Origin of the sequence: Psychrosphaera sp. 1_MG-2023, assembly GCF_030548245.1 — a bacterium.
Lineage (GTDB): Bacteria > Pseudomonadota > Gammaproteobacteria > Enterobacterales > Alteromonadaceae > Psychrosphaera > Psychrosphaera algicola.
Window position 1 is genome coordinate 96,752 of the sequence record NZ_JAUORW010000006.1, and the last position, 21,064, is coordinate 117,815.

Here is a 21,064-nt window from a genome sequence, read left to right on the forward strand (position 1 = left end):
ATCAAACTAAAATGAAACAACTATTATTAATATTGTCCATTTTTTACGCTGCTGCGGCTTTTGCTGAACCCGCCAAAAATTTCGATGGTTCTTGGTATGACAAACCGGCTAAAGGCTGGGAACGAGAAGCATTGCCTATTGGCAATGGCTATATGGGAGCGATGATTTTCGGAAAAGTGGGCACCGAAGTGATTCAATTTAACGAAAAAACCTTATGGGATGGTGGTAAAGGCATGTGGGCCGACTATCAAGGAGGTAATTACCAAGGCCGAGCTAAATATCTTAAGGAAGTCCAGAGTTTATTCAAAGCTGGCAAAGACCAACAAGCCTCTAAGCTAGCGTCTAAGAAATTAGTAGGCAACCAACGTGCGTATGGCGCATACCAAAACTTTGGTTCTCTCATCATTAAGACAGGGCATGATCAGGTTACCGACTATCGTCGTTCCCTTGATTTTAAAAAGGCAGAGGCATTAGTCTCTTATAAAGATGACAATGTGATCTTTACACGCACCCATTTTGCCTCGTACCCGGATCGTTTATTGGTACATCGCTTTGAAGCTTCACAAAATGCGTCTATCAATTTGGATATCGATTTTAAATCCGCTCAACAATTGACAAAAACGAAAACGATTGCTGGTGGATTTTCTTATGAAGGAAATGTTCATGGCAACAAAATGAAGTGGCAAATGCGCTTAATTGCCGTCAACAACGGTGGCTCTCGCGAACTGGTCAATGGGCGCATCATCATAATAGGCGCGGACAGTGTTGTACTTTATCAAGTTGCCGCAACTGAATACAAACAAAGTTACCCTGAATACAAAGGTACTGATTACCTTGCTATTACCGAGAAAGCGATAACTAAAGCAGTTGAAAAGGGCTACGACAATATTCGTGAGACACATCGAACAGATCATCAAACGTTATATAACCGCGTTAAACTAAACATTACTGGTAAGGATAATTTCACTACGCCGACTAATGAGCGCATTCAAAACTATAAGGAATCACGTGATGACCGTGGCCTTGAAATTTTGCTGTTTAATTTTGGCCGCTACATGATGATAGCCTCTTCACGGCCCGGTAGTCTTCCAGCTAACCTACAAGGAGTGTGGAACAATAGTAATAACCCTCAATGGACTAGTGACTACCACGCTAATATCAATCTGCAGATGAATTACTGGATGGCAGAAACGACTAATTTGGCGGAGACGGTAACCCCATTAATTGAGTTTATCGATAGTCTCCGTGAACCAGGTCGTGTGACTGCGAAAGAATATTATGATGCCGAGGGTTGGGTTGCGCATACGATGATTAATACTTTCGGATTTACCGCTCCGGGTTGGAAGTTTAATTGGGGTTATGCGCCTAACGCGGCAGCGTGGCTTTCGCGCCATACATGGGAGCATTATAACTTCGGTCGAGATACAACTTATTTACAAAACACTGCCTACCCAATACTCAAAGAGGCTGTATTATTCTGGGAGCAATACCTAACAGTAGATGACGATGGTACGCTTGTATCATCACCTTCATTTTCACCTGAGCATGGTCCTATCACAGTGGGTAGTACCATGGACCAACAAGTTGCATACGATATTTTAAGTATCTGTATTGAAGCTGCAGAAATCCTTGAAGTTGATGCTGATAAAGTCACTCTTTGGCGCAATATGCGTTCAAGACTTTCGCCATTAAAAATTGGTAAACACGGACAACTACAAGAGTGGAAAGAAGACTTAGATGATCCGCAAGACACTCATCGCCACGTGAATCATCTTTATGGCTTGCACCCTGGGCGACAAATAACACCGCGAGGAACCCCAGAATTAACAGAAGCAGCCAAAGTTTCATTAAAGTTTCGCGGCGACAGTGGTACGGGTTGGTCTCTTGCTTGGAAGATAAACTTCTGGGCTCGTCTGCTTGATGGTAATCGTGCCCACACTTTGTTTGGCAATCTGCTTTCAAAAAGGGTTCTACCAAACCTCTTTGATACGCATCCACCTTTCCAGATCGATGGGAACTTTGGCGCAACTAATGCTGTTGCCGAAATGTTATTACAATCTCACACCGGTAGCATAGAGTTTTTACCCGCCTTACCAGACGTTTGGTCCGAAGGGGAAATCACTGGGCTACGTGCTCGAGGTAATATCGTAGTTGACCTAAAATGGCAGAAAAATAAACTCGTGTCAGCGACGTTAAATGCGCTTGATGGTGGCGATTTCAAGCTCATTTATAAGAACAAGAATAAACTTATTAGCCTGAAAGCTAATACCCCTAAAATTGTACATTTTTAAAAGCATGTTACGAAGTGGGAGCGACCAGTGGGGTCAGAGTTGCTGATATTTATAACTTCCTCTGCACTTGGTTGGAGGTTCTGAATATCGCAGTGGCTCGACTCATATTACAAGCTAGGGAATGACGTTATTTCTGTTGATTTGTGATGACGGTTTTTCTTTAAAACAACGTGTTATTACACCTAAATTTCAGGCGACTTTTTCTTCGTCGAAATCCCCCTTGGTTGAGATTTATATCTCGAAGTGAACGGCAGGGACGCCGTTGCAAGGAATGTGTTCATGGACGAATTTACATTCCGTCTTCGACGATAATATAAATATCAAATAAGGATTAGGGATTTGGCCGAAAGCGGCTCTTTTGGTTACTTTTCTAGCTGTTGAGAAAAGTGACTCGCCTTTAGGCGAAAAGCTGCCTGCAAGGCACAAGTACCACGTCAGTATGGTCGACGCAGTCGGAATAGCCGCCTGCAAGGCAAAGACAGGCGCAGTCTGCAAGGTGGATTATGAACCTCCTCTGCACTTGGTTGGAGGTTCTGTATATCGCTGTGGCTCGACTCTTATTACAAGCTAGGGAATGACGTTATTTCTGTTGATTTGGGATGACGGTTTTTCTTTAAAACAACGTGTTATTACACCTAAATTTCAGGCATAAAAAAACCGATATCTCAGGGGATTATCGGTTAATTTTTACTTCCCTAAACTAGAAAAGCAAATGGTACCGGTGGGCGGACTGCTCTTATATTAGCGCCACGCATTTCTGCTATTAATTTTTACTTTTCCATTCTAGAAAAGCAAATGGTACCGGTGGGCGGCCAATATAAATAACCAACAATAGGATAGAAAAATGAATAAAACATTATTAGTACTTTCGGTTTTCGTTTTAAGTTGCATAACAAATGTATCAGCAACCGAATTAAAAGAACGCCCTGCAAATTCTATAGAAAGTTCTTGTAAAGAGGGAGGAGCTTTTTTTCCAGTCTTCGGTTTTAATATTGGCGAAACGACAGAAGAGGAGTTAATGGTAAATGGAATTTTGGGTGATAACGAAAAGTTTTATTTAATCCATGGTCAAGCATTTTGGGTAAAAAATGGGCTGTTTGAAAGTATGTACTTAACTACCCCTAGAGAGGTACCAAAAGTGTGGCGTGATATTGGATTTAGCTGGTATTTGTCATATACCCAAATATACAACTTGTTTGAGTGTTTAGGTTTCGAAGTTAATGTCAACATAGAGCCGCAGAATGAAATCTTTAAAGGAAAAGAAAGCTTTAAAGCAAGGCTAACAGCAGTAAATTCATTGCGTAATTTAAAGGTTACCCTGAATTTCTTATATGGCATAGGCAAAGACTTTAATTCGGAAAACACTCTTTATAGCATGAAGTTTGTACCTATTAAAAAGAAAGGTATTTAACTCATATGCTTAAGAAACTTTGAAATTACTGATTTAACAATTGGAAAAAAATTTGTGAATTTAACCAGTAAAAGGAAATAAATAATGAATGATGATGAATACCAACTTTGGCAGGCTGTTCAGGATGCAATATTTGACCTTGATAGTGCTTCTACGGCTAGCGACCAGTGGGGTCAGAGTTGCTGATATTTATAACTTCCTCTGCACTTGGTTGGAGGTTTTGAATATCGCTGTGGCTCGACTCATATTACAAGCTAGGGAATGACGTTATTTCTGTTGATTTGGGATGACGTTTTTTGTTCTGATTACTGAGAGCCAATTTAAGTTGGATTATGAACCTCCTCTGCACTTGGTTGGAGATCCCTAATATCGCTGTGGCTCGACTCTTATTACAAGCTAGGGAATGACGTTTTTGTTCTGATTACTGAGAGCCAATTTAAGGTGGATTATGAACCTCCTCTGCACTTGGTTGGAGATCCCTAATATCGCTTAGGCTCTTTTGGGATGACGTTTTTTGTTCTGATTATTATGAGCTAATTATAAGCGAATTATGTACTTCCTCTGCACTTGGTTGGAGGTTTTGAATATCGCTGTGGCTCGACTCATATTACAAGCTAGGGAATGACGTTATTTCTGTTGATTTGGGATGACGGTTTTTCTTTAAAACAACGTGTTATTACACCTAAATTTCAGGCATAAAAAAACCGATATCTCAGGGAGATTATCGGTTAATTTTTACTTCCCTAAACTAGAAAAGCAAATGGTACCGGTGGGCGGACTGCTCTTATATTAGCGCCACGCATTTCTGCTGTTAATTTTTTACTTTTCCATTCTAGAAAAGCAAATGGTACCGGTAGGCGGACTGCTCTTACATTAGCGCCACGCATTTCTGCTGTTAATTTTTTACTTTTCCATTCTAGAAAAGCAAATGGTACCGGTGGGCGGACTCGAACCGCCACGCATTTCTGCGGGGGATTTTGAATCCCCTATGTCTACCAATTCCATCACACCGGCACAGCAATAAAGCGAGACGAATTATAACTATGACAAAGCGGCTTGCAAGTGGTTTATTTAGTTTTGCTGTCTATTTGACCATATATTGTTCGATTGAGCGGTGAAAGTTGGCATTTGCAATTAACTTGATAGACTAGCGATTCTAAAAATTGAATTTGGTTGTCCCATGTCTGATAGTTTCCCACGAGCAGGGTTCGTTAAACGCCTGTTAGTTATTGTCTATGATCTGCTTGCCGTTATTGCATTGTTAATGCTTACAACGGTTGCGAACTTTATCGTCATCAGTTTACTTGAAGGTAATGGATTAATTAAACTAGATGGCTATGTTGACCATTCGGCATTTTTGAATAATCAGTGGTGGTTCCAAGCAGAACTGGTTTTGGTTACTTGGTTCTTTTATACCTGGTTTTGGTACGACGGGGGCCAAACTTTGGGGATGCGGGCTTGGAGATTAAAAATTCAAAGCACTAATGGCAAACCATTAACGTTAAAAAGAACAGCTATTAGAGCACTTTTCGCATTAGGTGGATTGGGTAATATATTGGTACTGTTTACGCCCAAAAATAAATTGTCACTACAAGACAAAATTTCAAATACGGAAGTGGTCTTGTTGACTAAAGAAGCCAATAAACGTGTTTATTTACGCGGAGTTGAAGACCCAAACCAAACGCACTAAATAAAAGGCTCGGTGTCGAGCCTCTACTTCATCTGCGCGTTTATCTCTTTATATATTTGTTACTTTTGCTTTTTGGTTAGCAGCCGAAGGGCAACTAAACTAAATACTAAGGTTGGCGAAAACGCGCCTATTACCGGCGGTATTTGATAAACCAACGACATTGAACCAAATACTCGGTCAAACAAGAAAAACGCAAATCCCGTTAATATACCCATAATTATACGAGCCCCCATAGTCACGCTTCTCAGCGGCCCAAAGATAAACGAAAGAGCTAACAACAGCATTACCGCTACGTTTATTGGTTGAAAAACTTTACGCCAAAAGGCCAACTCATAACGATTGGCATTTTGCTCATTTCGCTCTAAATAATCTAAGTAGTCTAGCAATTCACTAAAGGCCATGCGTTCAGGTCTAATTGAAACTATACCCAATTTATCAGGGGCTAGATCCGTCGGCCAGGGCATTACGTCATGTGTTTCTGTTGTTATTTGTCGGTTAAACCAAGAGCGGATAACGACGTTATTTAGTACCCAGTGACCGTTATCAAAAGCACCCGATTCAGCGCTGAGTTGACGTTTAAGTTTAAGGTTGTGATCAAAGTCAAAGACTTCGACTTTAATTAGAGTACCTTCTTCTGTCACTTCTTTGATATTAACAAAGGCATCGGTATCTTTGGCCCAGATACCTTGTTCGGCACTGTAGACTTTACCACTGCTTATTGCCTGAGATTTTAACTCTGTAGCGGCTCTTACTGAGGTTGGTACTCCCCATTCTGAGAAGAACATCATAATAATGATGAGAACCGTACTTGCTTTTAGAACCGCACTGATGACATTGGTTTTAGACATACCAACGGCTTGCATTACTACCAGTTCAGAGTTTTGTGCTAGGGCACCTAACCCCACTAAACCGCCAATCATAGCCGCCATAGGGAAAAATATTTCAATATCTTGAGGCACTAAATAAAGCGAATATAATCCCGCAGTTATTGCCGTAAAGTCAGCGCGTCCAATATATTTTAACTGTTCGATAAAGCGAAAAAGAGAACTAATGCCAACGAGAACACCTAAGGTAACTAATATCGAAGTAACTACCGTTCGGCCTACGTAACGCTCAATTAACGACATTTGTAACATGTTACGCTCCACCTTTACTTGATAAGGACAACCAAGACTTGCGAACTTTACCGCCAAAACTTCGATCTCTGAGTAGCAATAAAATAGCGGTGAATAATCCAAATAAATGGATCCACCAAAGTCCTATTTGCGGAGGTATTTTGCCATCTTCAAGCGCAGATTTAGCCAAAACAAGTAAGATGTAATAGGCAAAAAACAAACCTAATCCAGGCATGATCTTACCAAACCGGCCCTGGCGAGGGTTCACTGAACTAAGAGGTACGGCAATCATAGCGAGAATAGGAATGGTAAGGGGGATCGCTAACCGCCATTGGAATTCGGCAACCGCTTCCAATTCATTTGATTTCATTAACTCTAACGTAGGCAAAGCTGTGTAATTCCGTCGTCTTCGTTCGATGGCTTGGTCTTCCATCAATATTTGATATTCTGAAAAGGTTAATCGCTGTGGAGCTTCATCTTCGCTTAAGAAATAACGTTGGCCGCCGGATAGCACCAAGTCTTGTTCACCGTTTTCCTGCTCTTTTAACTGGCCATTAAGGGCATAAACCACACTCTGAACGCCGTTATCATTGCCTTGAGCAACAAATACCTTTTTCATCATGGATGTGTCGCGCTCGATTTCATGCACAAAGACAACTGAATTTACGTTACCTGCTTGCTGAAATCGTCCAGCGGTAAGGGTCGATAATACCCCTTCGGCGGCAGCGTTTTCGCGCACTTGGTATTCATATTCGGTGGCGAGTGGCGCTAAGTACATAGTGATCACGCCACCAAAAATAGCAACCATAGTTGCAAGTACAAGCGTGACACGGGTCACGTACCACTCTGATACACCAGTGGCCTTTAAAACACTCATTTCCTGATCGGCATAAAGTCGTCCATAGGCGAGCATAACGCCTAAAAACATGCTCAGTGGCAGTATAATTGCGGCAAGTTGCGGGAATCTTAGGCCGATAATCGAAAGCACGAGATAACCGGGTATTTTACCCTCTGACGCATCAGCCAAAACTCGAACAAATGTTTGGCTCATGAAAATACTCATGAACACTAGAAAAACCGCAAACTGCGACTTAAAAACTTCAGCGGTTAAATAACGCAGAATAATCACAAATAAACCTTTTAAAACTTGTACTTTTACTGGAAATATGCCGATTTTTAAGTAAACTTCTTATTTTTATAAGAATTGTTCAAAACGCATCGACTAAAAATCAGTGCAGAAGTTATCGGGAACAGCTTAGTTAACGTTAAATAAAGCACCTGTGCAATGGATTATAATGTTAAATCCATGAAACACCGATAATTAATTTGAATTTAAAATTCGGTTTTGATTTAAACGTGAAACGATACCATAAAATAATGGTTATTTTGACACACTAATCAGATCCCGAAATCATTAGTACCTTCGCTCTATATTTGGAGAAATCATGGAATTTAGCGTAAAAAGCGGCAGCCCAGAAAAACAACGTAGTGCTTGTATTGTTGTTGGTGTGTATGAACCGCGTCGTCTATCGCCAATAGCTGAACAATTAGATCAGATCAGTGAAGGGTACATCAGTAATCTTTTACGTCGTGGTGATCTAGAGGGTAAGCCTGGTCAGGTTTTATTATTGCACCATGTGCCTAACGTATTGAGCGAACGAGTTTTGTTGGTAGGTTGCGGCAAAGAGCGAGAATTAAACGAACGCCAATATCGTCAAATTATTAAAAAGACCATAGATACCCTAAACGAAACGGGTTCGATGGAATCGGTGTGTTTCTTAACTGAAATGCATGTAAAAGGGCGCGACACTTATTGGAAAGTCCGTCAGGCGGTTGAAGCAACACTGGCTTCTTTGTATAGCTTTGATGCATTAAAAAGCAAAAAAGATGAAGCGCGTCGTCCTTTACGTAAACTTGTATTTAACGTACCAACTCGTCGTGAATTACCATTGGGTGAAAGCGCGATTGAGCACAGTTTAGCGATTTCAAACGGTGTTAAATTATGTCGTGACGTAGCAAACATGCCGCCAAATATTTGTAACCCACTGTATTTAGCTGAGCAAGGGCAAGCTCTTGATCAATTCGATAACGTATCGGTTGAAGCGATTGGCGAAGCACAAATGGCGGAACTGGGTATGAATTCATACCTTGCCGTTGGCCGTGGTAGTGAAAACGAGTCAATAATGACCGTAATAAACTATCAAGGTGGCAAGTCAGATGAAGCACCTATCGTACTTGTTGGTAAAGGGTTAACCTTTGACTCAGGCGGTATATCGTTGAAACCAGGCGCAGGCATGGATGAAATGAAATACGATATGGGCGGCGCTGCAGGTGTTCTTGGCGCCATGCGTTCACTGGTCGAACTTAAGTTACCACTTAACGTTATTGGTATTTTGGCCGGTTGTGAAAACATGCCGGGCGGAAAGGCCTATCGTCCAGGTGACGTGTTAACGACTATGTCGGGTAAAACCGTTGAAGTGTTAAATACCGACGCCGAAGGCCGTTTGGTATTATGTGACGCGTTAACTTACGTTGAACGCTTCGACCCTGAATTGGTTATTGACGTTGCAACGCTTACCGGCGCTTGTGTTGTTGCCTTAGGTAAACATGCATCAGGGTTATTGAGTAATCACAATCCATTGGCGCACGAGCTGTTGAATGCATCAGAGCAAAGTGGCGACAGAGCATGGCGTTTACCGTTGTGGGACGAATACCAAGATCAACTTGAAAGTCCGTTTGCAGACTTTTCAAATCTAGGTGGACGTGATGCCGGCACAATTACTGCGGCGTGTTTCTTGTCTCGATTTACCAAAAAATACAATTGGGCTCACTTAGACATTGCAGGGACATCTTGGGTAAGTGGCGGCGCAAACAAAGGCGCAACCGGACGACCTGTACCTATGTTAACCCAATTTTTAATGAATCGTGCTGGCATTAGCGTCGAGCAATAAAGGATTTAAATGAACGCCGTTTTTTGGTTGTTAAACGACCAGCACAAAGTGCCACAATCGCCAAATGCAGAATCGGTTACGCCGATGTTGCATTTTGCCTGTGTGTTAGCGGCGGATTTATTTCGTCAGAATAAAAAGATCCAAATGGGCGTTGATGATCAAGACAAAGCCCATGTGATGGATGAGTGGCTGTGGCAGTTTGATGCAAGCCGCTTTATTCCACACAATTTGCCAGGTGAAGGCCCGCATTACGGTACACCTCTTGAGATCAATTGGGAGGCCAGTAATTTACGGCGCAATTGTTTCATCAATACCTGTGAGCAAATACCAGACTTCTATAAAAAAATTAAAGGATTATCAGAGTGGCACGACTTTGTACCGGCTGATGAAGCAGGTAAAGCGGCAGCTCGCGAGCGCTATAAGCAGCTCAAACAGGCTGGATTCCAATTAAGCACGAATCCAATTCCAGAATCCATCGTTTAAGAAATGACATTTTTTCAAGGCTATTATCATCATGGATAAAACCTACAATCCAAGTAGTATCGAACAAACTCTTTATCAAAAATGGGAAGAGCAGGGACACTTTAAACCTTCAAACGAAGGCGAAAGTTATAGCATAGTGATCCCACCACCAAATGTAACGGGTAGCTTGCACATGGGACACGCGTTCCAACACACTATCATGGATACACTTACCCGTTATAAGCGCATGGATGGGTTTAATACATTATGGCAAGTGGGTACCGACCACGCCGGTATCGCCACGCAAATGGTTGTTGAGCGTAAGCTTGCAGCAGAAGGCGAAACGTCACGTGCTGAATTAGGCCGTGAAAAATTCATCGAAAAAGTCTGGGACTGGAAAGCAGAGTCAGGCGGTACTATCACCCAACAAATGCGTCGCTTAGGCAACTCTGTTGACTGGGAACGTGAACGTTTCACGATGGACCCTGGTTTATCTAAAGCCGTAGAAAAAGTCTTTATCGATCTTTACAACGACGACCTCATTTATCGCGGTAAACGTCTTGTAAACTGGGACCCAAAATTACAAACCGCCATTTCAGATCTTGAAGTTGAAAACAAAGATAAAAAGGGCTTTATGTGGCACTTCCGCTATCCACTGGCGGATGGCGTAAAAACGGCGGAAGGTAAAGATTATCTTGTTGTTGCGACAACTCGTCCAGAAACGTTGTTAGGTGACACTGCAGTTGCGGTTAACCCTGCGGACGAACGTTATAAAGATTTAATTGGTAAAGACGTTATCTTACCGATTGTTAATCGTCGTATACGCATTGTTGGCGACGATCATGCTGATATGGAAAAAGGCACGGGTTGTGTGAAAATCACTCCAGCCCATGACTTTAACGACTATGAAGTTGGTAAACGTCACGCATTGCCTATGATTAACGTATTAGATTTTGTTGGCCACATTCGTCAAGAAGCAGAAGTTTTTGACACCAAAGGCGAGCTATCTACCGAATACAGCACTGAATTACCAGACGCATTTCAGGGGCTGGAACGCTTTGCAGCGCGTAAAGCCGTTGTTGCAGCAATGGACGAGTTAGGTCTATTACAAGAAATTAAAGATCACGATCTAACAGTACCTTATGGCGACCGTGGTGGTGTTGTTATCGAACCTATGTTGACTGACCAATGGTATGTCCGTGTTGAATCTATGGCGAAGTCTGCCACTGAAGCCGTTGAAAACGGCGACATAGAGTTTGTGCCAAAGCAATACGAAAATATGTATTTTGCCTGGATGCGCGACATTCAAGATTGGTGTATTTCACGTCAATTGTGGTGGGGACACCGTATTCCAGCTTGGTATGACGAGTCTGGGAAAGTGTATGTTGGCAACAACGAAGCAGAAGTTCGCGCAACAAACAACATTGCCGACGATGTAAAACTAACACAAGACAACGACGTTTTAGATACATGGTTCTCCTCAGCACTTTGGACGTTCTCGACACTAGGTTGGCCTGAAGAAACAGAAGACTTAAAAACTTTCCACCCAACGGACGTATTGGTTACCGGTTTTGACATTATTTTCTTCTGGGTTGCCAGAATGATCATGATGACGACTCACTTCATCAAAGATGAAAACGGCAAACCTCAAGTACCATTTAAAACCGTTTACGTTACCGGTCTTATCCGCGACGAAAACGGCGACAAGATGTCGAAATCAAAGGGTAACGTAATTGACCCACTTGATATCATCGACGGCATTGAGTTGGACGAGCTGCTAGAAAAACGTACCGGTAACATGATGCAGCCTAAGATGGCTGAAAAAATTGCTAAAAGTACTAAGAAGCAATTCCCAGAGGGGATGGAAGTATCTGGCACAGATGCACTGCGCTTCACTCTCGCGGCATTAGCGTCAACGGGACGTGACATTAATTGGGACATGAAACGTCTTGAAGGTTACCGTAACTTCTGCAACAAATTGTGGAATGCCAGTCGCTACGTATTGATGAATACCGAAGAACACGATTGTGGTGCTAAAGGTGGCGAGCTTGATTATTCATTAGCTGACCGCTGGATCCGCAGCCAACTGCAAGTCACAGTTAAAACAACTCGTGAGCAGCTTGATAATTACCGTTTTGACCTTGCGGCAAATACGTTGTACGAATTCACATGGAACCAATTCTGTGACTGGTACTTGGAGCTGACAAAGCCAATTATCTTTAAAGGTAATGAAGCTCAGCAGCGTGCTACCAGAAAAACACTAGTTGATGTTTTAGAGACGTTATTACGTCTAATGCACCCAATTATGCCATATATCACTGAAACTATTTGGCAGCGAGTGAACCCACTTGCGGCAAATGCGGCCCCTGAAAACTCAACCATCATGTTACAACCATATCCGTTGGTTATTGATAGTGAAATTGATCAACAAGCGCAAACCGACGTGGAATGGTTGAAGCAGTTCATCTTAGTTATTCGTAACATTCGTGGCGAAATGGATTTATCTCCTAACAAACCACTTAACGTATTACTTCGTAACATGTCGGCCGATGACCAAACGAAACTTGACGCGAATAAGTCATTCTTAAAATCTCTTGCGAAACTGGATGTTATCGACGTTTTAGCAAAAGACGAAAAAGGACCTGCTTCGGCGACGGGTTTAGTTGGTGATATGGAAGTGTTAATTCCAATGGCTGGATTAATCGACAAAGACGCTGAGTTGGCACGTTTGAGTAAAGCACTCGATAAAGCTAATCAAGAGTTGTCGCGAGTGGTTGGTAAGTTATCAAATGAAAAATTTGTGAGCAACGCCCCTGAAGCCGTTATTGCTAAAGAAAAAGCAAAACAAGCGGAAGCAGAGCAACTTGTGGCTCGTTTAAAAGCTCAGTATGCAGAGATTGAAGCTATCTAATCTAGTAATAGTTTGAGTTGGGAAAGCCCGGAGAATAACGCTCCGGGCTTTTTTTTGCTTTTTATTTAGCATTTTACCGGAAATGATCCTTGCCAATATTCAAAAATGGATCTAAAGTGATATCACTTTGATGTCATAAGTTCTGTTTTTAGGTTGTAACCTTGCCGAGCAAAATGATTTATCAAAATTGGAATGAGTATCAACAGAAAAAATTGCTGTAAATGCACAGCTGAGAAAGAGGGAAAAGTTATGAATGAGAAAAACGGTTTTTCAATATCTGGTTACGTCATGATTGTTGTGTTGCCAGTACTGAGTTTCGTACTTGGGTCAAATGTTGTGTCAGGCGGCATTCACTCCAACCAATTTAGCGGTATTTCATTATTACTGACAATTTTAGTCGGTTTGATGTACCCAGGCTTTTTTATGGTTCAGCCAAAACAAGCCCGCGTACTAACCTTATTTGGCTCCTACGTAGGCACAGTTAAAGAAACGGGATTACGTTGGACAATACCTTTATTTATGCGTCGCAATATTTCTCTTAGGATCAGAAACTTTGAGAGCGGCCAGTTAAAAGTTAATGACAACCAAGGTAACCCAATTGAAATTGCAACGGTAATCGTATGGTCTGTGAATGATACTGCTCAAGCGGTGTTTGAAGTCGATGACTACGAAAGTTACGTTAGCATTCAATCTGAAGCCGCCCTTAGGAATTTAGCGACTAGCTACCCATATGACATCTACGAAGAAGGTTCAATTTCACTCCGTGGTGACCCACAAGTGATTTCAGATGCATTAACAATAGAAGTGCAAAACCGCCTTGAAAATGCCGGTATGGTAGTGCATGAAGCTCGAATCAGTCATTTGGCTTATGCCCCTGAAATCGCCCATGCGATGTTACAACGTCAACAAGCGACAGCAATAATTGCTGCCCGTGAAAAAATTGTACAAGGTGCGGTCGGTATGGTTGATTTAGCACTTGAACAACTTTCGGCAAAAAATATTGTTGAGCTAGACGAAGAACGTAAAGCCGCCATGGTGAGCAATTTGTTAGTGGTATTGTGTGGCGACCAAAATGCACAGCCAATAGTGAATGCGGGTTCCTTATATTAAGGATTGCAGATGACTAAAAAAAAGAGCTACCCACTTAGAATAAACCCCGACGTTCTTGCAGCGATGCAACGTTGGGCCGACGACGAAATACGCAGTGTGAATGCTCAAATTGAGTACGTACTGCGCCAAGCATTAGTGGACTCGGGACGAGTGAAGTTAGTGGAAAAAGTGCAAATTGAAGTAAAGGACAATGACCCTGAAGAACACTAGAAATAGTGTTTTTCTTTGCCTTGCAGGCGGCTTTTCGCCTAAAGGCGAGTCACTTTTCTCAACAGCTAGAAAAGTAACCAAAAGAGCCGCTTTCGACCAAATCCCTAATCCTTATTTAAGATTTATATTATCGTCGAAGACGGAATCTACGTACATCCCTATACACATTCCTTGCAACGGCGTCCATGCCGTTCACTTCGAGATATAAATCTCAACTAAGGGGGATTTAGACGAAGAAAAAGTCGCCTGAACTTTATGTGTAATAACACGTTGTTTTAAAGAAAAACCGTCATCCCAATTAAACAGGAAAAACGTCATCCTAAAAGAGCCTTAGCGATATTTGGGATCTCCAACCGAGTGCAGAGGTATCACATAATTCGCCTTGCAGGCTGCGCCTTTCTTTGCCTTGCAGGCGGCTATTTCGACTGCGTCGACCATAATGGCGCCGGCTTGAAGTTTCTTTGCCCTGCGGGCAGCTATTTCGACTGCGTCGACCATACTTTTTTCAACAGCCAAAAAAGTAGGCAAAAAGGCCGCTTTCGGCTAAATCCCTAATCCTTATTTAAGATTTATATTATCGTCGAAGACGGGATGAAAGTATGTCCATATACAACCATCCCTTGCAACGGCGTCCCTGCCGTTCACTTCGAGATATAAATCTCAACTAAGGGGGATTTAGACGAAGTGAAATGCAGCCTGAACTTTATGTGCAATAACGCTTTGTTTTAATGAAAAAACGTCATGCCAAACCAAACAGAAAAAAACGTCATTCTAAAAGAGTCTAAGCGATATTAAGAACCTCCAACCGAGTGCAGAGGAATCACATATTCCGCCCTAAATTGGCTCTTGATTCCAGAACAAAAAACGTCATTCCAAAAGAGCATTAGCGATATTTGGGACCTCCAACCGAGTGCAGAGGTATCACATAATTCGCCCTAAATTAACTCATAATTTCAGAACAAAAAACGTCATTCCCTAGCTTGTAATATGAGTCGAGCCTAAGCGATATTCAGAACCTCCAACCAAGTGCAGAGGAATGTCATAATTCGCCTTGCAGGCTTCGCCTTTCTTTGCCTTGCAGGCGGCTATTTCGACTGCGTCGACCATACTTTTTTCAACAGCCAAAAAAGTAGGCAAAAAGGCCGCTTTCGGCTAAATCCCTAATCCTTATTTAAGATTTATATTATCGTCGAAGACGGGATGAAAGTATGTCCATATACAACCATCCCTTGCAACGGCGTCCATGCCGTTCACTTCGAGATATAAATCTCAACTAAGGGGGATTTAGACGAAGGAAAAAGTCGCCTGAACTTTATGTGTAATAACACGTTGTTTTAAAGAAAAACCGTCATCCCAATTAAACAGGAAAAACGTCATCCTAAAAGAGCCTTAGCGATATTTGGGATCTCCAACCGAGTGCAGAGGAAGTACATAATTCACTTACATTTGGCTCATAATAACCAGAACAAAAAACGTCATTCTAAAAGAGTCTAAGCGATATTAAGAACCTCCAACCGAGTGCAGAGGAATCACATAATTCGCCCTAAATTGACTCATAATTTCAGAAGAAAAACGTCATCCCTAAGCTTGTAAAATGAGTCAGCCACAGCGATATTTGGGATCTCCAACCCAGTGCAGAGGAATCACATAATTCGCCTTTAATTAGCTCATAATTTCAGAAGAAAAACGTCATCCCCTAGCTTGTAAAATTAGTTTGTAGCAAAGGTTTGAGTAATTTGGTACAAATATAAGTATTGTTAAAAAGAGGAAAGTTTCCTCTTATTAAGCTGTTAGCAGTACAGGTGAATATTTGAAACTCTCAATGTTTCCAAAAGATGGTTGGATAAACTTTCATGAGACAACTAGTTTAGTTAGACTTATTTGGAGTTCACTTAACTTAAAAGATCAAAGTGGTTTATGGGAATACCATAATTTCACTTCAGATAGTTCGTATTGGGCTAATGGCAATTATAATTTAAGTCTTAAATTTTCAAATGAAGATTGTGAAAAAATTAATAGTATAGAGTTTAATGTTCCTGATAATAAAAATGCAGAGTTAAACTTTTTAATTGTGCAGTTTCATGATGACTTTGGACTACTTAAGAAGTACAGCTAACAAGTCATTACAAAGGACTTTGCTCTTCACCCGTTTTAGTGGACACCTCCTCATCACTTTGAGGAGGCTAAAATGCCTAAATATACCCAACCTAGAAAGACATGGTTTTACCCCGTTAATTTCAAAATCAAAGCAGTCGAACTAAGCTTACGAGACGATGTGATGTCAAAGGACGTTGCAGAGGCGCTAGATATTCATCCGTTAATGCTTAGTCGTTGGCGAAAAGAATATCGAGAAGGTAAGTTTAAAAAGACGCCGCGCTATCAAGGCAACGACGAAATAATGAGTAAACTCCCAACAAAAAAAGAATTGGATAATATCCAAAAGCTCAAGAAAGAAAACGAGCGTCTTAGGCAGGAGAACGACCTGCTAAAAAAGTGGCAACGGTATCTGGCGGAAGTACATCAGAACGATTTGGATTCATCCAAAAGTTCGGACAAACCTTAGGCGTCAAATACCTATGCTCATGGCTTAACGTCTCACGCAGTGGTTATTATGCTTGGATAAATCGACCTGTATCAGCTCGAGATATTTCGGATGCGGATTTATTGTTGAAGATTGAACATACTTTTAATGCGAGCCATGAAACCTATGGTAGTCCCAGAGTATTTCAGGCGCTTAAAAAACAAGGTGTTAAAACCAGTGAAAAACGTGTTGCGCGCTTAATGCGTGAAAACGGGTTAAGAGCAAGAGCGTTAAAGACTTACAGCAAACCTGCGAAAGTTAAATTCTTCTACAAAGAAATAGAAAATAAACGTAAAGATATTGAAAAGCCAACGGCAATTAATCAACAGTGGTCAGGTGATGTGACTTACTTAAAAGTCGGTGCTCGTTGGCACTATCTTGCTGTGGTCATCGACTTGTATTCACGTCGAATAATAGGTTGGGCGTTTGGTAAAAACAAGACAACTGAGCTTACGCTAAAGGCGCTCAGACTAGCAATAAAGAAACGACAGCCAACAGACAGTGTGTTATTTCACACTGACCGAGGCGCAGAATACCGCGCCCACGTCGTACAAAAGTATTTAGTAAATCATAACATCAAAGCCAGTATGAATAGGCCTGGATGCTGTACCGACAATGCTGAAGTCGAGTCCTTCTTTCATTCATTAAAAGCAGACTTAATTCGAGGGAATACGTTTGATAGCAGCAATAAATTACATTCAAAATTAAAGGGTTACCTAAATTACTTTTACAATAGACAGAGATTGCATTCGAGTTTAGGATATAAATCACCTGCCGAGTTTGAATTGGCAGTAAATTAAAACGTGGACGGTGTCCACTTTATCGGGTGAAGATCACTTAAAACAGTTGGCTGTTTTTCGTACCTCAAACATTATAGCCAACAATCTTAAGCCTCTGAATGAGGCGTTATATTTACAAGGAGAGTTCAGGTTATGAGTTACGAAGCTAAAGTATTCAATGTGATGATTGCTTCACCAGGAGATGTAGCATCTGAAAGAACGATTATTCGCGATGTGATTTATGAATGGAACGCTGTTCATTCGAAATCACGAAATATTGTTTTGTTACCTGTTGGATGGGAGTCTCACTCATCTCCAGAAATGGGCGCGTCTCCTCAAGAAATTATAAACAATCAAATTTTAGACAAATGTGATTTTCTCGTCGGTGTTTTCTGGACTCGTATTGGAACAGCCACTACTGAGTACGCTAGTGGAACTGTTGAAGAAATAGAAAAACATATAGCGGCTGATAAGCCCGCAATGCTTTATTTTTCTAGTCAGCCCGTCGTAATGGATACCGTTGATCCTGACCAATATTCTGAACTAAGTAAGTTCAAAAAATCTTGTCAATCTCGTGGTTTATATGAAGGTTATGATAGCCACTCTGATTTCAAAGAAAAATTCTACCGACACCTTCAGCTAAAAGTTAATGAACACGCTTTATTTCAATTTGACGTAAGTGAATCATTTTTAACTCAAAACGAAATAGTAGAATCAAATACTTCAATTCCAAAGTTATCAAACGAAGCTCGTATATTACTTAAAGAAGCTAGTCTCGATAGTGGCGGAACAATTATGTCTCTAAGTTACTTAGGGGGTGATGACGTTCAAACAAATGGTAAAAATTTAATATCCTCACAAGAACCTAGAGAGGTTGCTCGCTGGAAATCAGCTATCCAAGAGTTAGAGAATGAAGATTTAATTGAAGATCGTGGTCATAAAGGTGAAGTATTTAGAATTACGAATCTTGGTTATCAAATCGCAGACATGATCGAGTTGTAAATATAACAAGCGCATTAAACCTGACGTCACATGTTGTCCGATTTTTTGCTTAAAAGAAAATGACGCAAAAAAGCGTCCAACATGCTCCGCAGCTTATGCGGGCGTTATACTGAACCACGATATGGAGTATCCTTTTGGCTTTGAGTAAGAAAATAGTTAGAGAAATTACTGGTTTTACTTTTTTAAAAACTAGCTCTGATATTGAAAACTGGTTTAATCGGGCGTGCTCTTTTAATACAGCAGCAAAGCTACTTTCTGAGTCTCTATCAGAAGCATATTTCTATAATGCAGGCTTATCTATTGAACTTTTATTAAAAACAATAATTCTAGCTCAATCTAAAACATTTGAAACAAACCATAAACTTAATGGTTTATGCGAGAATGCTGGTATTAAATTAACTAAAGATCAAACTATTACTCTTGAGCTATTTTCAGAAATAATTATTTGGAGTGGTCGTTACCCAACACCTAAAAATGAAGGGCAGTGGAATAACTACCATGATTCCATTTTAGAAAAGCATATAGTTCGTGAACAAAATGGTAATACATTCAAAACACTTACTCATAGTGGTCGCTTTCCGTCACTTGAAAACTATTTAAAAATTTGGAATATTTGTGAAAGTGAATATCAAAGATTAGTGGCAAGTTCAGCATAACAAGAGACTATGGCGCCAATAGTTAATTATTAACTTTTGGCGCTTCCCATAATACACCGTCTCTGAGCATCGAATTTAAGATAACTATCATCTTTCTGATATGCGCAATTATCGCTACTTTTTTAGGTTTTCCTGCCGCCAAAAGAATGTGAACGGCTAGGTCGGGAAAACTCTCTTAATATTTGATCTAAATATGGGAGGGTTACAGCATGTTCATTTGCTTATGTCGTTTTAATACTTTGCGACAAAATCATCAAAATGTTGTTTGAATACCTGTTTTAAATTTTTATTAACGAACATAATGTGGGCGTCGTAGTACTTTTTATTTTTGTATAGTTGCACTAAAGAGGCATTTACTGCGTTAATAAAAATCTTATTTTCTTCGGTCTTTTTACATGCGATATGGCCTGTAACAAAGTCATCAGCACCAATAACAGAGAAACTTAGGATCTGATTATCCCCTAAATACTGTTCTTTGTAGACTTCCATGACAGTTTGATATTCGAGCCAGACGTCAATTCTATTGGAAAACAACATTTGAGCCATGCGTTCTTCACTTTCACGTCCCCCCTTTACATATCTATTTTGTTTAGGGATTCTAAATATTTGAGCATTGATTTTTGAATTATATGAACGTTCTTTATCAACTCCGAGAATGAAATTATTTTGGGTAATAAACTCATAAATATCGGTGGGTTCATTAATGCTTCCTGTGAATAATGATGAAGCCCTCGGGCTTAGATAAGCTTTTAATCCAAGGAAGATGGTTTGAGGATGGGAAAAAAGTAACAAGGACTCTCGTCGATGGTTTTTTCTTAAATTTCGAATGCAGGAATTTTCATTTTTTTGCTCAATGAACTTAAGGCTACGATGTAGGCTTGCATTTAACTTTTTAAACTTATACTCAGGCAACTCATTTATTAATAAGTCTAAGGTCATTTCTTCGGTTGTGATAGCTTCTTCTGCAGATGATGAATATAACGTAATTAAGTTCTCAGTTGCAGAAGCATTGCTATAGACAATTAATGAAAAAATAAAGATTAAAAATTTCATATAAACTTAAAAAATTCCAAATTATTGTGACAACTATTTCATATATAGCATTAAAACTATAGGAGTAATTCCTTAATAAATAAATGGGATCTTTTTATTAAGTAGATAGCATACGTTTATAAAGCAAATAGGGACAAAGGAATAAACTTAATGAACGCGCTAGATTTTTTATTAATTTTGGCTTTTGTTAACCTTGCGACGTTATAGAACATCCGATTTGTATTTTCCAAATTTGAGTTACAACAAATTTGTATAAATGGATTACACTCTTAAACATTCAAATGTTATGAAATAACGGAATTAAAAATGAAACAACTAGTTGTATTGGCATTATTATTAGGGGTGACGGCGTGTACCGAAGATGCGGGAAAAGTCAGTTTAGGGCTATTTACCACTAAAGATGTTGTGATTAAAGCGGAGCAAGACCCTAAGATCCCTGGTGTTACCTGTCATATCAGTCATGTTGAAGCGGATTTGGACTTTTCAGATCCTTCTGATATGTCGATTGCTTGCCGCCAAACAGGACCAATTTTGGAACAACATTTGACTCAAATTGATCTGTCAAAAAATGGTGAAGTGATTTTTCGCGAGTCTAAAAGTATTCTTCTGAAAAGCCTGAAAGTACGCAGAATATACGACAAAAAAAGCAATACGTTGATGTACTTATCCTATTCAACAAAGGAAACGAATGGCAGTCATCACCATGCATTGTCGACGGTTCCATTGTATAAAACCCAAGCGTGGGATTGGGCGCAAAGGCAAAAGGCTAACTAAATAATTGGTTTCGAACCGATCTTGAACGTTGAATGCGCTCAAAGTTCTAGGTCGTGTTTGCGACATTA

16 protein-coding genes, 1 tRNA gene and 1 pseudogene are annotated in these 21,064 nt (G+C 40.5%); 13 read left to right on the plus strand and 5 right to left on the minus strand.

The window, feature by feature from the left end:
- Nucleotides 1-11 precede the first annotated feature (11 nt).
- Both Q4575_RS07320 and Q4575_RS07325 read left to right on the plus strand, forming a co-directional pair.
- Nucleotides 12-2,291, plus strand: a complete 2,280-nt coding sequence (locus tag Q4575_RS07320; RefSeq protein WP_303521981.1) for a glycoside hydrolase family 95 protein — start codon at nt 12-14, stop codon at nt 2,289-2,291.
- Between the two features lie 844 nt (nt 2,292-3,135).
- Complete coding sequence (locus Q4575_RS07325) at nt 3,136-3,702, plus strand: hypothetical protein (protein ID WP_303521982.1); 567 nt, start codon at nt 3,136-3,138, stop codon at nt 3,700-3,702.
- 929 nt (nt 3,703-4,631) lie between these two features.
- Here the strand turns inward: Q4575_RS07325 and Q4575_RS07330 are convergent.
- Nucleotides 4,632-4,716 (minus strand) — tRNA-Leu (locus Q4575_RS07330).
- Nucleotides 4,717-4,882: 166 nt separating this feature from the next.
- Between Q4575_RS07330 and Q4575_RS07335 the strand changes: the two genes are divergently transcribed.
- A complete protein-coding gene (locus Q4575_RS07335; protein WP_303521984.1) occupies nt 4,883-5,392 on the plus strand; it encodes an RDD family protein in 510 nt (169 codons plus the stop codon).
- Nucleotides 5,393-5,451: 59 nt separating this feature from the next.
- Here Q4575_RS07335 and lptG read toward each other — a convergent pair whose 3' ends face one another.
- Complete coding sequence (lptG, locus tag Q4575_RS07340) at nt 5,452-6,528, minus strand: LPS export ABC transporter permease LptG (RefSeq protein ID WP_215965528.1); 1,077 nt, start codon at nt 6,526-6,528, stop codon at nt 5,452-5,454.
- Between the two features lies 1 nt (nt 6,529).
- A complete protein-coding gene (gene lptF / locus Q4575_RS07345; RefSeq protein WP_215965527.1) occupies nt 6,530-7,636 on the minus strand; it encodes an LPS export ABC transporter permease LptF in 1,107 nt (368 codons plus the stop codon).
- Nucleotides 7,637-7,952: 316 nt separating this feature from the next.
- Here lptF and pepA point away from each other — a divergent pair, with 316 nt between their 5' ends.
- The 9 genes from pepA to Q4575_RS07390 all read left to right on the plus strand — a co-directional run bounded on the left by pepA (nt 7,953) and on the right by Q4575_RS07390 (nt 19,169).
- Entirely contained in the window at nt 7,953-9,458 is a 1,506-nt protein-coding gene (gene pepA / locus Q4575_RS07350; RefSeq protein WP_215965526.1) for a leucyl aminopeptidase, read from the plus strand.
- A gap of 9 nt (nt 9,459-9,467) precedes the next feature.
- The gene (locus Q4575_RS07355) at nt 9,468-9,941 is read left to right on the plus strand and encodes a DNA polymerase III subunit chi (protein WP_215965525.1); all 474 of its coding nucleotides are present in this window, start codon (nt 9,468-9,470) and stop codon (nt 9,939-9,941) included.
- 31 nt (nt 9,942-9,972) lie between these two features.
- On the plus strand, nt 9,973-12,831 hold the full coding sequence (locus Q4575_RS07360) for a valine--tRNA ligase (protein ID WP_303521988.1): 2,859 nt from the start codon (nt 9,973-9,975) through the stop codon (nt 12,829-12,831).
- A 249-nt stretch (nt 12,832-13,080) separates the two neighbouring features.
- Nucleotides 13,081-13,941 (plus strand): SPFH domain-containing protein, encoded by an 861-nt coding sequence (locus Q4575_RS07365; RefSeq protein WP_303521990.1) that lies wholly within the window; start codon nt 13,081-13,083, stop codon nt 13,939-13,941.
- A 9-nt stretch (nt 13,942-13,950) separates the two neighbouring features.
- The gene (locus Q4575_RS07370; protein ID WP_215965522.1) at nt 13,951-14,151 is read left to right on the plus strand and encodes a hypothetical protein; all 201 of its coding nucleotides are present in this window, start codon (nt 13,951-13,953) and stop codon (nt 14,149-14,151) included.
- A gap of 1,810 nt (nt 14,152-15,961) precedes the next feature.
- Nucleotides 15,962-16,267 (plus strand): hypothetical protein, encoded by a 306-nt coding sequence (locus Q4575_RS07375; RefSeq protein WP_303521994.1) that lies wholly within the window; start codon nt 15,962-15,964, stop codon nt 16,265-16,267.
- 72 nt (nt 16,268-16,339) lie between these two features.
- A protein-coding gene (locus Q4575_RS07380) for an IS3 family transposase (protein ID WP_303521997.1) occupies nt 16,340-17,532 on the plus strand; the annotation gives its coding sequence in 2 pieces (ribosomal slippage) (nt 16,340-16,645 and nt 16,648-17,532; 1,191 coding nt in all).
- Between the two features lie 132 nt (nt 17,533-17,664).
- Nucleotides 17,665-18,513, plus strand: a complete 849-nt coding sequence (locus Q4575_RS07385) for a DUF4062 domain-containing protein (protein ID WP_303521999.1) — start codon at nt 17,665-17,667, stop codon at nt 18,511-18,513.
- Nucleotides 18,514-18,647: 134 nt separating this feature from the next.
- Nucleotides 18,648-19,169 (plus strand): hypothetical protein, encoded by a 522-nt coding sequence (locus Q4575_RS07390; protein WP_303522001.1) that lies wholly within the window; start codon nt 18,648-18,650, stop codon nt 19,167-19,169.
- Nucleotides 19,170-19,191: 22 nt separating this feature from the next.
- Here the strand turns inward: Q4575_RS07390 and Q4575_RS07395 are convergent.
- Nucleotides 19,192-19,314, minus strand: a pseudogene (locus Q4575_RS07395) (IS110 family transposase); the annotation flags it as partial.
- 86 nt (nt 19,315-19,400) lie between these two features.
- Nucleotides 19,401-20,222 carry a hypothetical protein gene (locus tag Q4575_RS07400; RefSeq protein WP_215963454.1) on the minus strand — a complete coding sequence of 274 codons (822 nt, stop codon included), beginning with the start codon at nt 20,220-20,222 and terminating at the stop codon, nt 19,401-19,403.
- A 306-nt stretch (nt 20,223-20,528) separates the two neighbouring features.
- On the opposite strand from Q4575_RS07400, the gene Q4575_RS07405 reads away from it, so the two are divergent.
- Complete coding sequence (locus Q4575_RS07405) at nt 20,529-20,996, plus strand: CreA family protein (protein WP_215963463.1); 468 nt, start codon at nt 20,529-20,531, stop codon at nt 20,994-20,996.
- Nucleotides 20,997-21,064 lie beyond the last annotated feature (68 nt).